Source organism: Truepera sp. (genome assembly GCA_032027045.1).
GTDB lineage: Bacteria > Deinococcota > Deinococci > Deinococcales > Trueperaceae > JAAYYF01.
The window spans coordinates 1,876,023-1,890,711 of sequence record JAVSMU010000001.1 but is presented as its reverse complement, the minus strand read 5'-3'; the positions used below and the strand labels follow the sequence as shown (position 1 = coordinate 1,890,711).

Genomic DNA, 14,689 nt, shown 5'->3' with positions numbered 1-14,689 from the left:
GGGATAGAGCCTTTGCACCTAGTACCGTGACAGCCGTGTGCGAGCACTATCGTGGGGAACGAAGGTATGCATTGATGCTCTCGATGATAGCTCACAGAATCGCGTCAAAATATGAGAAACAGGCGTAAGATACGAAAGTGATAATGCAAGTTGCCACCGCAAGGCGTGTGAGAAATGTGATAGTACCATTGATATTCGGAGCGTGGTTGTGTATGGTGATTGTCAATTCTTCTCTGAGGAGGTGTTGTTCTTGATCTAGCGTTTTCCGTGTGGGCCCTCGTGTGAGGGCATGAGAAAGACCCCGAACGTTGGCGCGTCCGGGGCCTTGGATCCATCCGCAGAGTGAACTACGGAGGCTGCTAGTGCTTCCACTCTAGCGGATCGGTACCGGTTCGTCCAGATGGAGGGAACCAGTGGCTGAAGTTGTCTGTCGTGAGCCGTCCTCGCTGTGGGGAGGAGGCGGGCGCCCCTTCGCCGGGGTCGGCTTGCCCCCATTCGAGGAGGAGTTCGAGATCTTCGTGCGGCCGAGAGAGCGGGCTGACGAAGATGAGCTTGTGCGGCTAACGCCGTCGGAGCTGTCGCAGGGGGTGGATGTCTCGTCGTTGCTCCCTGTGCGGAACGTGCATCGGGGGTGGGCGCACCAGCGCGGGCGGGTGACGTTGATGCCGCTGCATCACCTGCCGGGTGAGGCGCGCGTCTGCGAGAGCCGTTTCGAGGCCGTGCGGATCCTGGAGCTGGTGTTCCGCCAGGAGGTCACGGACATCGCCACCCAGCCGATGCGCGTCCACCGCCTGGGTGATAGCGGTTCGGGTGAGGTGCCCGATCTGCTGTACGAGACGGTGGATGGCGAGCTGGTGCTGGAGAACGTCCGGCCGGTGGAGAAGCGTGATGAGGCTTTCATGCGCTCCTGCGAGCGGCTGAGCCGGTTCGCGAAGGAGGTGGGCTGGACGTTCGTTGTGTCGGGCGAGAGCGTGGAGGAGTTCGGGGAGACCATCGAGTACCTGAGCTGCTACGCCCGGGTCCCGGTCCAACGTGACCTGCGTCAACGGGTGCAGCGGGCGTTCCGCGAGAGGCGGGTGTGGCCCTTTGCTGAACTCCTGGAGGCGTGCGCTGAGGACGATCCCGTGGCGCATGCCTCGCTGATGGCGATGATGTGGCGGCGGGAGCTGACCTTCTCGTTGCGGGACGGGATCCACCCTGGCGCCCTCCTCACGTTGCGGACGGTGAGCGCATGAAAGACAACCTCTCACCGACCCTAAACCAGGGGCAGCTCTTCGAGATCGACGGTGTCGTGTGCAAGGTCACCGGCATTAAGGGCGGCGAGTTGCATTACGAGCGCGACGGCTTGGGATTGGAGGAGTCCGTTGAGCTCAACGCCTTCATGGCTCGCCGCCCCCGCTTCCTGACGCCCGATGGCAAGGGTTACGACGAGCTGACGCACGAGGCGGCGGTCATGGTGTACAAGGACGCACCCCGGGCGGAGCAGGATCGCGCGCTCCGCCTCGAGCCCCACATCCGGCAGGTGATCTTCGGTACTCCTGAGCTACCGGGGGAGTCACCGACGGCGCCAGGCAGCAACCTTGCGCCGGAACCGTCCGAGGGTTTCAACGAGCGTCTTGACGCCAAGGTCGAAGAGCTCGCGAACAGCGAGTTCTCCTACAAGCGCGAAACGCTGGAGAAGCTCATCCGCGCTTACCGGGAGCGGGGTGTAGCAGGGCTGGTCCGCAAAGGTTCGGGTGGGCGCCCGGTGGAGCGGGATCCGAGGTTCGACGAGGCGGTCGAGGTCGTCCTGGCCCGTCAGTTGTCGAAACCGGGCCCGCGCATCCAGGCGACGATGATCCTCGCAAAAGTCGCGGAGCTGATCGCGACGAACGAACGCTTCAAGGGCACCAGGATCCCGTCTAAGAGCGTCAGCTTCGAGGTGGTCAAGCGGACCCTGAAGTGGATGGGGGCTGACAACACGCACCGCAAGTACCAGCAGTCGCGGGCGAACCGTCCGGCGGGCACCTTCCGCAAGGCGCACGCCACCATGCCCGGCGAGCGTGTGGAGATCGACGCCACGGTCCTGAACGTGATGGTCACCGACGGCACCCGGATGTTCCGAGCCCACAGCGTCTGGGGCCTGGACGGCGTCACACGGGCTGCCTTTGGACCTGTGGTGGCTCCGAGCATCGGTCAGCCGGAGGTGGCTTCGTTGCTGCTGGAGATGTTCACCCCGAAGCCGAGCGCGCGGCCGTTCTCGGCCGACGCTGCCTACAACCAGCTCGGAGTGGACGCCAGTCACCTGGCGAAGTTCGTGCCCGAGGCGCCAGAGGGGGCCAGCGAGGCTGGCCTGATGATAGTGCCGCGGGTGATCTGCATCGACCGCGGCCGGGAGTTCGACAACCGCTGGCTGGTGGGCCTGGCGGCCAACTTGGGGTTCGGCATCGAGTTCGCGCGCCCCTACACCCCGACGGACAAGCCGCACGTCGAGCGCTTCTTCCGGACCCTCGAGAGCGTCCTACAGACGCTCCCGGGCTACACGGGCATCGACGTGCGTGACCGCGGCAGCGGCCTACAGTTCGAACCCCATGAGCTCTTGACACTGGCCGAACTGGAGACGGTCCTGAAGGCCTGGGTGACGCGCGTGTACCACCACACGCCGCACTCGGGCCTGGTCGTATCGGAGGTGAAGGCGTGAGCGTAATCAACCTGACGCCCTACGAGTGTTATCACGCGAGCATCCAACAGCACGGGCTGCGCATCATCCCGGTCGACTCCGACGTTCGGTTCCTGTTCATGGACGCCGAGCAGCGCACCGCCACCAACGCCGGCTTCTTCCTGTTCAACATGCGCTACGACGCTCCGCAGGTCGACGTGATCCGGAACCGCATCTGCCCAGCTACCGGCACCCGCAAGTGGCCGGTCCGCATCGACCGGAACGACGTTCGCTTCATCTACGTGAACGTCAAGGCCGGCACCAACGAGCCCGCCGAGTGGGTGACGGTGCCGTGGGTGGACCTGCCGCCCAAGACGGCCTTCCCGCTGCCGGAGCGCATGCGCACCTTCCTTCGCACCCACAAAGGCAGCAACAAGGACGCCGGTGGCGATATCGAGTGGAGCGAGTGCGACGACGTCGCCGATGGTGGGGACCCTCCGCATCAGGTCTCTAAGCTCATCGGTGAGAACATGGCGCGCTACCTTGAGTGGCTCAGTGGCTACCTCGAGCACAGGGGCGCTACGCCAGGGGGCGCTCCCGCTGCCGAGATGCTGGCATTGATCATCGATTCGGCCCGCCGTTCCGTCCGCTGGCACGAGAGGAAGGCACGGGCTGCCACCGCACGCGCGCTCGCCAGCCTCGAGGAGTCGCGCCACGACGCCGACGACTTCGACTACGACTACCTCGACGACTTTGAGGACGAGGACTCCGTGCCTCAGGGCTCTGAGGATTCCCTCTGGGGTCCGGAGGACGTCCCCCAGTTCCACTGACTCTCAGAGCGCCGGCCCCCCGGCGCTCTCCCTTTTGGAGGTGAAGCATGGCGAAGAACAAGCCGCTGATGCACGAGGTGGATGTGCCGCAGAATCCGCTGTCGAGCGTTCGTGCCCTGTGGGACTACGCGCTGCAGCGTGAGGAGGCGATTCGCGCCCTCAAGGCCGATGTCGAGGAGGCGCGTGCCGTGACGCGCCGCGATTACGACAAGCTCACGCCCACGAAGCGCGCTGAGTTCGACGCGCGCCGTCACCGTCTCGCCTTGGCGCCCGCGGTGGCCGGCGTACCCCACCTGGAAGCGGTCAACGGTCTGGTAGCCACGGCCCTGGACCGCGCACGGTTCTCAGGAACCACCACGCAGGGTGGTGTGATGGTCGAGGGCGAGGCGGGGGTCGGTAAGTCGACCACCATCACCGAGATCGCCAACCGGGTGCTGCTGAAGGAGCTCGGTGAGGCGTATGGCGACGCGTGGCGCGGCGAGCCCCCAGTTCGACTGCGCTTGCGGCGCCGCACCGTCGACGGGCAGACTATCGAAGGGCAGTTCGTCCCGGTCCTGGTCGTGTCGCTGCACGGCAGTGTCGGCCCCAAGATCTTCCTAGAGCTGGCGCTGAAGGCTTACGACTCCATAGGCGTGCCGGTGGAGCCGCTGATGGGGACGGTGCGCGGCGCCGACCTCGCTGACAAACTCTCCAACTTGATGGCCAATTGCGGGACCGTCCTGGTGGTGATCGACGAGGTGCACTTCATCCGCGACACCGGGAACGGGACCGAGACCATCAACTACCTCAAGGACCTGATCAACCGCACCAATGCGGTGTTCCTGATGGCAGGCGTTAGGCAGGATAGGACGCTGCAGTTCTTGGACGGTCGTAAGGTCGGCGCCCAGGAACAGCTCTCACGGCGCTTCACCCGGCAGGAAATCGGTAAGCTGCCGGACCCTGTTAAGAGTGACGATTTGCGCCGGGTGCTCCAACTGATGGCCTGGAAGACGGTATTGCTGGACGACCCCAAGGCCGAGTGGCTGACGCCACAAATGGTGGAGTACGTTTTCAGACGTACCGGAGGCGTACTGCAACACGTCGTCGCCCTCATGCATGGCGCCGCGCTACTCGCCATCGGCAGAGGCGAGCGCCTGAGCATGGGAGTGTTCGAAGAGGTGCAGATCAGCTACGCCGCTGAGCAGAAGTACAAGCCCAGCAGGACAGGCAAGACTCCGCGTAAGAAGCCAGGGCGCGGTGGAAGAAGCGCTGGAGATGTGCGCTGATGGGCGGCTCACCGGAGCACTTCATCGGCGACAGGCTGTTCGAGTTGCCGGGCTTCCCCCTCCTGGAGGAGGGGGAAGCGTTCCAGTCACTTGCCTGGCGAGCTTCCGCCGCGAATAGCATTGGACAAAGCATGGCGATAAAGACCTTGGCGCTGGCGGAGGTCTCTGAGAACCCGCAAGCAGTTGATGTCCGGAGGACCTACATGTTGAGGCCGACGGAGAACCACTGCCCTAATCAAAAGGCCGCCATTGGCGCATCGTTCTTGAGTAGTCTCGCCATGCACAGCTTCCGACTTCTTCGCTCGGAAGAACCGCGAAAGCTCGGATTGCGGGAGCAGGTGCGAGTGAGTAGTACCCTCATTTGCCCTGACTGCTTAAGTGAAGATCCAGCCTACTTCCGGCTGGAATGGAAAGTGGGCTCCGTGTTCATGTGCTTGAGGCACGGAAGGCTGCTTTCCGAAGTGTGTTCCGGTTGCAATCTGCCACATGGGTTACCGCGCCGCGATGGTGGCGTGAAACCAATCCAATCGAGCCGTGTTGGTTCGGTCCGGGCCTGCATGAATCCGGCTGAGGTGGGAAGTGAACGTGCCCGCTCGGGGCTCCCGTGTGGACATGACCTGCGATTGATTCCTATGCCGGCCATAACTGACCCTGAGGTAGTGAACGCACAGCAGTATGTGCTGGACTTGCTGCGTAGTCGAGGCGCGTTCGAGCTCCGGCCCGGAGTCATCATGTCGCCGCTAGAATTCTTCGATGACCTGCGCGCTTTGTGCCGGTTGGTGTTCTTCGCTTCGCCAGCAGGCCTAGCGGACGGCCTTTGCGACCCACTGGCAACTGTTTGGCGCAAGTACTGTGAAGGTCGAGACAGCGACTTGGCTGGGCGCCGCGGCGAGAAGGGGTCGAACGACCACGCCATGGTCGGCGTTCCCTCACCGGCATTGCTCGCGGTCGCGGTCACGCACGGTATCTCAATACTCACCGCCAAGACCGAGGAGCATTTCAACCAACGGCTGGCAGCACTAATAGTGCATGTGGTGGGGAGAGAACCGAAGGCCGCAATCCGTGCTCGGCAAGACAACCGTATTTCACCCGTCCTGAGGCTCGGCTTAGTCGAATCGACAGTCGAAGAGGGTCAGGTGCTCGCGTACCTGCGGAACCATCCGGCTAGGGGGCGGAGGCTCGACTTCCGTCACTTCGAGGGTCACATCACCCCTGGGTTCATCCGTGAGAGGCTCCCGGAGGTATGCGGGCTCGTCCACCCCGTCCACCTCGTGGAGCCGTTACTCATCATGCTGCGGTTCTTCTGCAGCAAGTCGGCTTCGGTGTGGTCGGACGTGATCAGGAGGGATGATCCGGAGGCGTCGTCTTCAAGGCTCCTGCGCCTTATCAACGTGGCGGGAGAAGCTAGCATCTCGCGCAAGCTGGCGCGTTTGGTCGTAGAGGTCGCTTGTTCGGCTCCCGAATACCCCGTCATTACCTACTCAGCGGCTGGGCAAGTTGCGGGGAGCATCATCCGTTGGCAGGAGTCCGAAGCTCGCTACGATGAACGCAAGTATCGTGAGGCAGCCAATCGTCCGGGCCGATGGCCCAGGCATAAGAAGGCGAACGCGGAGGAAAAGCATCGAGTGAGCCAGTTATCACGCATCTGAAGCTCGATAATCCTCTCGACATGCGGGAACCTTCACATGTACGTGCTGAAGGGTTGGGTGCGACCTTCATAAGCGCGGTTCTTGCGCAAGCGGACAACGCCCAATTAGTTGTGAAACCTGCTCATCTAGATACTCCAAATGTGAGGTAATTACTCAAGGGCAAGTTGTAGGGCAAGCGAGCGGTTGTAACCCGCTTCGAGGCGGCGCCTGGCGTAGTTCGCCTTGCGGGTCTCCCCGCTGGCTTCGAGGGCGGTGATCGTGTACTCGACCAGCAGTTCGAGCTCGCGGACCCGGTCCCGAAGGTACCTGTGCTCTCGCATCCCGCCGGCCCAGTGGCGCGCCAAGGTGTGCGCCGGCATCGCTTGGATCATGTTCGAGCGGCGGTCCTGGCCCCACTGGTCCTGATCTTGTAGGAGTCGACTGGCTTCATGGTCCAGGTGCAGGTGAACCGTCTCCGGTTCGGCTTGGGCGAAGGCGATGGCGATGTCGATAAGGACCTGTGTGGGTACGAGGTAGTGCCCTTCGCGGTCCTTGAAGCTGGGCCACTTGGTCCAGGCTTGTTCTGTCAGGCCGCAACGTTGCGCGACTCGTTCGAGGCCCGGGATCTGGATGTCCCACAGCTTCGTATAGTTGCTCCGTCTCTCGAGGATCAGAAGATCTTCCCCGGTCGATAGGAGGACCTCGCTTGCCGCCTGAGCGACGACGGGGTCGACAGGTGGCTCGTCAGCCATGTGCTGGAGGAAGGCGATCTCCTTCTGCTCGTCGCGCTCCACGAGCTTCCAGTCCTTCCAGCGGCAACGCAGGTGGGTGGGGGTCACGAACTCCTCCATGCCCTCGAGTTCGCCGTCCATGTGGCGGACTTTGACCTTTACGGCGCCCTTGCGGTTGGGCATCGCTACTAGTTGAACGCGCGCGGCTGGTAGGCCGAGTTGCTGTTCTCGCCGGTAGGCCCACTCTTCACCTGCTATGAACTCGTCTTTGCGCATGACCCAGCGTAGCGCCGTAGTTTGCAGGGGCTGTCACTCGCTAACGGTATCTGAGACACCGTAGCGGCGCTGCCACGCGAAAGGGTCCTCTTCATGGGCAGCATATAGAGTACGCCCGTAACGGCATCTAGCGCGTTCTATGCGGCAATTAGGGCGGTAGCTGCGCAATGGGCTGGGCGCCGATTTCATGCAAGTAATTCTCGCAAAGAGCTATTGGGCGACCGCTTACAACCCATACACCGGGGGTAAGTTCAGCTTCCTTACAGCCCGCTGGGCACGTGTGAGATTATGACGGAGCCCATGGTTTTGCCATTTAGGATTGAGTAGGTCATCTTGACCGAGACAGCGGATTTGTACCACTCTGCTGTGATTGTGTTGAGGTCATCCATGAACATTGGGGGGATTTTGGGGGCTACTTTGTCCTCATGAGTCAGGGGTGGCCCGAAATGGTCGATGAACGCTTGCAGCAAGCGTCTTACGGCGAACACCTCTTGATCCTGGCGTCCCTCGGAGAAGGAGACAGCCTCGACATGGCGAAGGTTTCCATCGACAAAACCGAAGGAAGCTATGAATGGGACACCCGCAACGGTTGTCTCGAACCTGACATGAAACTCTGCATTGGGCGGAACGTTCCCTGAGCGTCCGGCTGGGACCTGCTGCTCGCTTCCGGGTATGGTAGCGAGGACTTCAGATACGCTCATGCCTGCATGTGTGCCGAACACGAACTCTTGCCCCATTGCAGCCGTGATAAGGACCAATGGCAAAAGGAAAGCCAATCGCTTTTGTACGTTCTTCACTCTTTCCCCCCTTGTTGACTCGTCCCAGCCCATCAGCATTAGTCATAACAGTTCTTGGTGGGTCGGCACGGCTTGTAAATGGCGAGAGTCACATGTAGCCAACATCGCGTTGGTGAATGAGGACGCCTTGGGCTCTTACTGGCCAGTGTCAGTCTTCAGCGCACCCAGTTGCCATGTCAGCGATTGGGATTTCCTTCCAATATTCAGGGGCGTGAAAGGCATCACGGAGTAGAAATCGGCCGAAGGGCTTTCCAGCGAGAAACCTTGATGAGACCTTCTTGGCTGTCCGTCTATTGTCCCGGCGCGGTAAAATGTTAGAGCAGTTTGAGATACTGACCTTGGATTTGTCAATCGTGTGTAGGGCTATAGGCGCCTAATGGGGGAATGTGGACGCAATTCTAGTAGACAGTACCCAGATCTCTCTAACCTTTCCGCAAGATGCAACTGAAAGTGTGCGACGGGAGAGCGTCGTCGACACCGTGTTGCACCTCATTGATGACCAAGGCGCAGACGTAGTTCTTGTCGAAGGTGCCGATGGCTCAGGCAAGACGACCTTGCTTGCTCAGGTTGCGATGCGAACCGCTGAGGCCGGTCTAAGTCTCTTCATTCGTCCACTTTCCTCGCTAGCAACAGATCCCCACTACCTAATGGCCGACCTGGCGAATCAAGCCCGCTACATACTCTTCGGAGAAATGCGGCATGAAGTTCAGGTGCCCGAGGCGGAGTTCCGAACACTAATCAGTTCCCTCCAAACGAAAGCCCGGCGTCAGGGACCCGGGGGAAGAATAGTAATTGTTGTTGATGGGCTTGAGGAGTTTAGCGAGGCCCAAAGCGCACTTCGAGATGACATCGTTTGGAAAGTGTTGCCTTTCGGCAGGCAAGGGTTCAAGTTCGTTGTAAGTGGCGATGCATCCGTTCTGCCGGATGAATTACTCAGTAAGCTAGAGGTGCGACACTGCCCTGTGCAGTTGTTTTCGTTACCAGAAGCAAGAGAACTATTCGAGGACTTAGATCTAGAAAGTTCAGTTATCGAAGCAATATATCGGGAGTCGCGCCAAATGCCCGGCCTCATGGCGAGTTTTGTTCGTGAGATCAGGAGCGGCCGTAAGGCGGAGGAACTACTCAAGGACGCCCCAAAAGACCTTAAGGGATACGTAGCTCGTGAATGGGCCAGCATAGACCTTGACGGGCAGTTAGGTGCTTTGGCGGGGCTGGTAGCTTTCGCCCTTTGGCCCTACACAATTGCGGATGCAGCGCGCGTATTGGGCGAGCAAGTGGAGGGTGTCAACTCTCTCCTCGAAAGAATCCCCACACTGAGAGTTTCTCCGATCACCGGAACGCTGGAGTATGTCACAGAAGAGCATCGCAAGCACGCGAGGCAGTTGCTGTCCACTCGGCGAAGCGACATACTTGGCCTAATTATCGGGGATTTGCAGGAATCGTCAGACCCAAAGAGACGTGAGCAACTTGTTGCTTATTATCGCGTAGAAGGCCGAAATGAAGACGTGGTTGCGGCTACCTCTGGTGATTTCTTGGTGGATCGACTTGAGGCAGCAGAGTCATTCTTACCAGTCTTGCGACATGCTCGAGACGGACTTGACTCAGCATTGCATATTGGTGATTACACAGACATCTTTCGCTTATCCCTGTTGTGCTCGACGCTTCTAGGACTTGATTCGAGTGCAGGTTTGAAGGCTCACGTAGACGCCCTTGCAGTCCTCGGCGAGATCGATGAAGCCATAGCGTTGGCGCAAAGCGCGCCCATCCTCGAGGACCGCGCGGCATCTCTTGCGGCCGTATGCTCACTACTAAAGAAGCGGGACCCCTCAAGATTCGAAGAACTTCGAGTTGACCTGGAGTCTCAGTTTGAGCGGCTCCTTCAGAGTGACGCCGAGATATCCAGACAGCGCCTTATCGATTTGGTAGCTAGCAGTCTTGACGTATCACCTGAGTATGCTTACCGATTTGTTGAGCGACAAGAGGTAGGTGAGGCACGGGCCCAAGCGATGGAGGGTTCGCAAGATGGAAGCAGACTAGAGGGTGAGACTGTCCCAGAAGCCGGAGAAGACGGGTTGACACCGTCAGACAGTCAGGAGACGACTCGCGCAATTCTTCGAACGGTTACACAATTCTCAAGCGGTAGAGATGCCAAAGGTGTCTTCCACCTTGTAGCTGACCTGGCGCCGGATAGGCAACTGTTTTTCCTTTTGCGTTGGCTTGAAGGGTCTAGTGATCGTGAGGATGCACTAGACGTTGTTGAGAAAGCTCTAGAGTTGATAGCTTCGACAAGCGACTACGTTTCAACCTTAAGGGACTTCGACTTGATGGCTGCGGCCCTAGCGGAGCAGGCGTCTTCCCAAAGCGCGCGCGTCTCAACGCTCCTGAAACGGATAGCTGGCCTCAGTACTATCGCTAGGGAACGTAGCAAGACTGCCGACGTAGTGCGCCTAGAGCTTTCACTATTCAAGGTCGAAATGAATCAAGTGCCGACTGGCTCAGGCCTATCGCGCGATGCGGTAGACCGCCTTGGCAGGGTAGTGAGGGACATAGTCGGTATGCATGACGTACCGACGCGCTCACACTGTCTGGCCCTAACTCTGGCAGCACTCCTAGATCAGCTCGAGAGTAGACGCCTTGAGGCTATTCCCTTGCAGGTTGTCGTAAGAGAGGTCTCCCATCGCCTCGAGATGGCGGTAGATGAAGTCGTCAACTCAACTGCGAATCACTTTGATTTGCTGCGGAACACACTGCAAGCCCTCGCTCGGGCCGACTCTGCCAAGGCGGTGGGAATCGTTGAGAGAATCAACACTGAGTATAGGCGCAACCTTGGCTTTGTGGAGATTGGAACTCAGATTCTCGAGGGAAGCAACAAGGGATTGAGCCTGGAAGAAATTCTGGGAGTCTTGGACCGAGTTTCAAGTGCCATATTGCGGCAACGGGAAACGATGCTCATACTCGAAGAGCTGGCAGACAGGCCCGGACCACTTCCTAGCGACGTTGATTTGGCACTCCCTCGACGATTTCAGGATATGCGGGGCTGGGAGCGTCCGGGGTTCGCCGCTAGAGCTCTAGCCGCCTCGTCGCAGTTACTACATAGAATCGGAAGTGGCGCGAGTCAAAAGGTAGCGAATTGGGCTGCGGATAAAGTTTCTAGTATCGCTATTCCGTCGGAACGAATTGCAGTTGGCTACATTGTAGCTAAAGCCTTAGCAAAGTGCGCGCCAGATGTCGCTCGTGCGGTTCTTGATGGGTCTGACGAACTCCAGCGAGAGGATCCTACGGCGGCGGCCGCTCCGCAGTTCTCGCTTATTACGCTTGCCGCTATTAGCATCCGTGCCTTCGAGGGGCTCTTAACTAGAAAGGCAATCCCGGCAGAGGCCCTTGAGCAAGTGATTGGACTAGTCTCACTGGTTTCTGCGCAGGTGGACAAACTGTCTCTTATGGCAAGGCTTGTAACTACTTGTTACCGCGCAGACGACCAAGGCCTCGCATCCGCAATTGCCGAAGAGCACATTATTCCCCATCTTCATAAGCTTCCGAGTGACGATCCATATGCGAACGTGGCTAGCACTATCACGATACTCCCTGCTCTTTACGTTACGCACAACGCAGTAGCAACTGACCTACTTGAGTCATTGCCTCTGCTTGCACGGGGCCAAGCCGTTGAAGACATCTCTTCATTCCTTTTCTACCGAGTTTCTCCAGGTGAGCCAATTTCCTGGCGATCGCCAGAGTTCATACGCCTGGATTACTCAACCGCATTACAGATTGTGTCTGTGCTTTCACACAGCACGTCTGACGAACAAATGGCGCGATACGCAAGACTAATCTGCCTGTCTGCCACGAAATTGCGTGGTGGTCCGATTATTACTGCAGAGCAGAGGCACACTCTGGCGGAACGCATAGAAGTACTTGCCGAGCAAAAGGTTCCTAGCCCTGGTGGAATCCAACATGAGGGCTACTCGGTGTTCATCGCCGGAATGGCAGCGGGCCTTAGGGTGGCGGGAGGCCACGTCTGGGATAGTCTCGCGAGCCGTGCTCGTAGCATTCCGAACGTCTCTGACCGTGCCTATGTCCTGGCTTCGCTCGCAGAGGTAATGCCCAATCGCCTCTCCGCGCTGCGGAAGGAGTTACTTAAAGAGGCCAGAGATGAGACATCGAGAATTGGTAGCGTTTTGGACGCGCTTGACCGCTACGAATCGGTTGGACAGGCGGCGCGTCGAACCGATTCTGAAATCAGTCAGGCCTGCATAACCAGCGCAATTGAAATGGTTGAGCGCGGGGTGTCGGGACCTGTCGACGCACATCTAAGATCAATACTTGACTTAGCTCACGTGATTAGCCCACGTCTTGCTGAGCGCCTTGCGGCCCAATTGGATGGGGACCCTGCACGGAATAGAAGCACAGCGTTCAGTTTTGGTGAGCACATTGCAGTTTCTAAGGCGCGGGATGATCTTAGCGACTCGAGGAGGACTGCTGATCCAGGCCACCTACCCATCAAGAAGGTAGTGAAGATCGCTAATAGCCACTTAGCTGACCTCAACGGGAGAATCCTGAGGCCAATCGCTTCTGACAGGGCGAGTCCTTATGTAAGCAGGGCAGGTTCGGCTGCATTGAATAGAGTAGCAAGCGTCTATGCGTGGGCGGTGCAGAATGAAAGTCTGAGCCCATCTGGCAAGGTCGAGCCACTTAGAAGTGCACTTAGTAGCTGCGAGGTAGCAGCTACCCTAGTGCAAGGCGTGGCCCGGGTATCTATTGCAAGTGGCGAACGGTCAAGAGAAGCGGCAAAGAGAGTCATCGGTAAGAGCGGTGGATTGATTGCTGGTCCTGGCTCGAGAGAAAAGGTTATTGAAAAGGTTCGCGAGTTTGCCCGGAGTAAGGTCGGATCCTACCTAAAAGTTGCCGATCCCTACTTTGGCCCCGACGAGCTCTTCATGCTGAGCGTCATCTTGGAAGAGCGCCCAGATTGCTATATTCAGGTTCTTACGAGTGCGTACCATCAAAAGGAAAAGGGCGTTTCTGGTGACATTGCGAGCTACTATCGTTCGTACTGGAGAAACAATGTGGCAGGTGGGGCCATTCCTGACATAGACATCTGTGTGGCAGGGTATGGACCGCAAGGAAAGTCCCCAATTCATGACCGCTGGCTTCTTAGCGAAGATGCAGGACTCCGCTTCGGAACTTCAATTCATTCGATGGGGAATGTAGCTGTATCGGAGATTTCTAGTATTGATGAGGAGCGAGTGGCTGAGTTGACTAGGGAGTTCGACTCTTTCACAACTCGTACTGTACGGGAACTTGATGGGAAGAGAATTTCGATGAGCGTATTCTCCTTGCAAGAAGATGATTGAGGCTCCAGCTCCCAGAAAGATGTTTCATGTGAGATAAAGGAGACTGATCCCGAGTTGGTAACAGATAGGGCTGCAAGATTTGACCCTAGACCCGTAGCGGTGCGCTACACCTAACACTGGCGCCGGCTAGTCGCGAGGGGCTCGCCCTCCTTTGGTGGATGAGGGATCAACTAGCTTTGATGCAGTTGTGGGGCATTAGCCGACCTGTTCTTGATAGGGTTACCTTTTCCGCAATCGTGGGTTTGGATGGACTTTACTGATAATGAACCAGTCTCACAGTCAGCCACTGAGAATCTTAGGCTGAACCGGCTCGCCCAAAAACTGCACAGGTAATGAGAATCGTTGGTGCAGAGTATTCAGAATTGAGAGCATAAGTGCGACAGCAGCGCGTTGCATAGCCGGTACGCGGTCTTCCATTAGTGGAACCAACAAGGTATGTTTGTTGTAGAGGGGAAGTTATAACTGAGAACATAGAGGGTGAAATGAGAACAACGTGAGATGGAGCTGTTGGTTCTCAGAAGTCCCTGCAGTCTGTCTCAAGTCGGTGCAATTGGCTGCAGGCGGCTCGGAATCTTGCAGTCTGAAAGAGATTAGATAGAAAGTTGATAGAAGAAGCCCGGCTGACCCTTAACGTGTCAGCCGGGCTAGTGTTGGTGGTGCTACCGGTGGCTAAAGAGGCTGCTACCGACTTAGTTGGCGGAGGCCATAATCGAGGAGCACTGGAATCGAGACCCGGACTCCCTCTTGGGCTAACTGAGTAACTCGACTGAAGAACTTCTTCCAGCCCGAATCTGCTTCTACTGCCTCGACGAACGCTTGGCCCTCGGCCGTCACGCGCCGCACCATGTGTAGGCGGGTAGTTGTACCTGAGAGTTGGGTAGTTTGATTTGAGAGTGAACTGAGAATAGGATTCGCGCCGACTTGAGAGTGGGCGTAGTTGAAGCTGGCAGTTGAAGACGCCTCACTGCCTCAAGTGAGAAAATGATGAGAGCTTTGTCTCAGAATTGGTTAAGGCATTCGATAGGACTTGGCGGGACGATCAGGGGAACAGGACTCCTCAGTGCATGTTGATTGCTTATCCATCTTTGGCCTCGGATTCGATTCGGACCATGAATTGTGGCGACGCCCCTCATTGACTTGGGACGCTCTAAGTACAGGCGACGATTTCTAGTA

Annotated in this window: 8 protein-coding genes; 6 read left to right on the top strand and 2 right to left on the bottom strand. The window is 58.2% G+C overall.

The features are described 5' to 3' along the window. The first annotated feature begins 413 nt into the window (after positions 1-413). The 5 genes from ROY82_08665 (at position 414) to ROY82_08645 (ending at position 6,382) form a co-directional block, all read left to right on the top strand. The gene (locus ROY82_08665; GenBank protein ID MDT3682527.1) at positions 414-1,235 is read left to right on the top strand and encodes a hypothetical protein; all 822 of its coding nucleotides are present in this window, start codon (positions 414-416) and stop codon (positions 1,233-1,235) included. After that, positions 1,232-2,680: a hypothetical protein gene (locus ROY82_08660; GenBank protein MDT3682526.1), complete on the top strand. Its 1,449-nt coding sequence runs from the start codon at positions 1,232-1,234 to the stop codon at positions 2,678-2,680. Before ROY82_08665 ends, ROY82_08660 begins: the two co-directional genes overlap by 4 nt. Continuing rightward, entirely contained in the window at positions 2,677-3,468 is a 792-nt protein-coding gene (locus ROY82_08655; GenBank protein ID MDT3682525.1) for a hypothetical protein, read from the top strand. Before ROY82_08660 ends, ROY82_08655 begins: the two co-directional genes overlap by 4 nt. A gap of 47 nt (positions 3,469-3,515) precedes the next feature. After that, positions 3,516-4,733, top strand: a complete 1,218-nt coding sequence (locus ROY82_08650; GenBank protein ID MDT3682524.1) for an ATP-binding protein — start codon at positions 3,516-3,518, stop codon at positions 4,731-4,733. Positions 4,734-5,365: 632 nt separating this feature from the next. After that, positions 5,366-6,382 (top strand): hypothetical protein, encoded by a 1,017-nt coding sequence (locus tag ROY82_08645; protein MDT3682523.1) that lies wholly within the window; start codon positions 5,366-5,368, stop codon positions 6,380-6,382. Positions 6,383-6,531: 149 nt separating this feature from the next. Here ROY82_08645 and ROY82_08640 read toward each other — a convergent pair whose 3' ends face one another. Further along, a complete protein-coding gene (locus ROY82_08640; GenBank protein MDT3682522.1) occupies positions 6,532-7,368 on the bottom strand; it encodes a hypothetical protein in 837 nt (278 codons plus the stop codon). A gap of 260 nt (positions 7,369-7,628) precedes the next feature. After that, positions 7,629-8,105, bottom strand: coding sequence for a hypothetical protein (locus tag ROY82_08635; protein MDT3682521.1), 477 nt, complete (start codon positions 8,103-8,105; stop codon positions 7,629-7,631). A 539-nt stretch (positions 8,106-8,644) separates the two neighbouring features. Here ROY82_08635 and ROY82_08630 point away from each other — a divergent pair. After that, a complete protein-coding gene (locus tag ROY82_08630; protein ID MDT3682520.1) occupies positions 8,645-13,516 on the top strand; it encodes a hypothetical protein in 4,872 nt (1,623 codons plus the stop codon). The last annotated feature ends 1,173 nt before the right edge of the window (positions 13,517-14,689 follow it).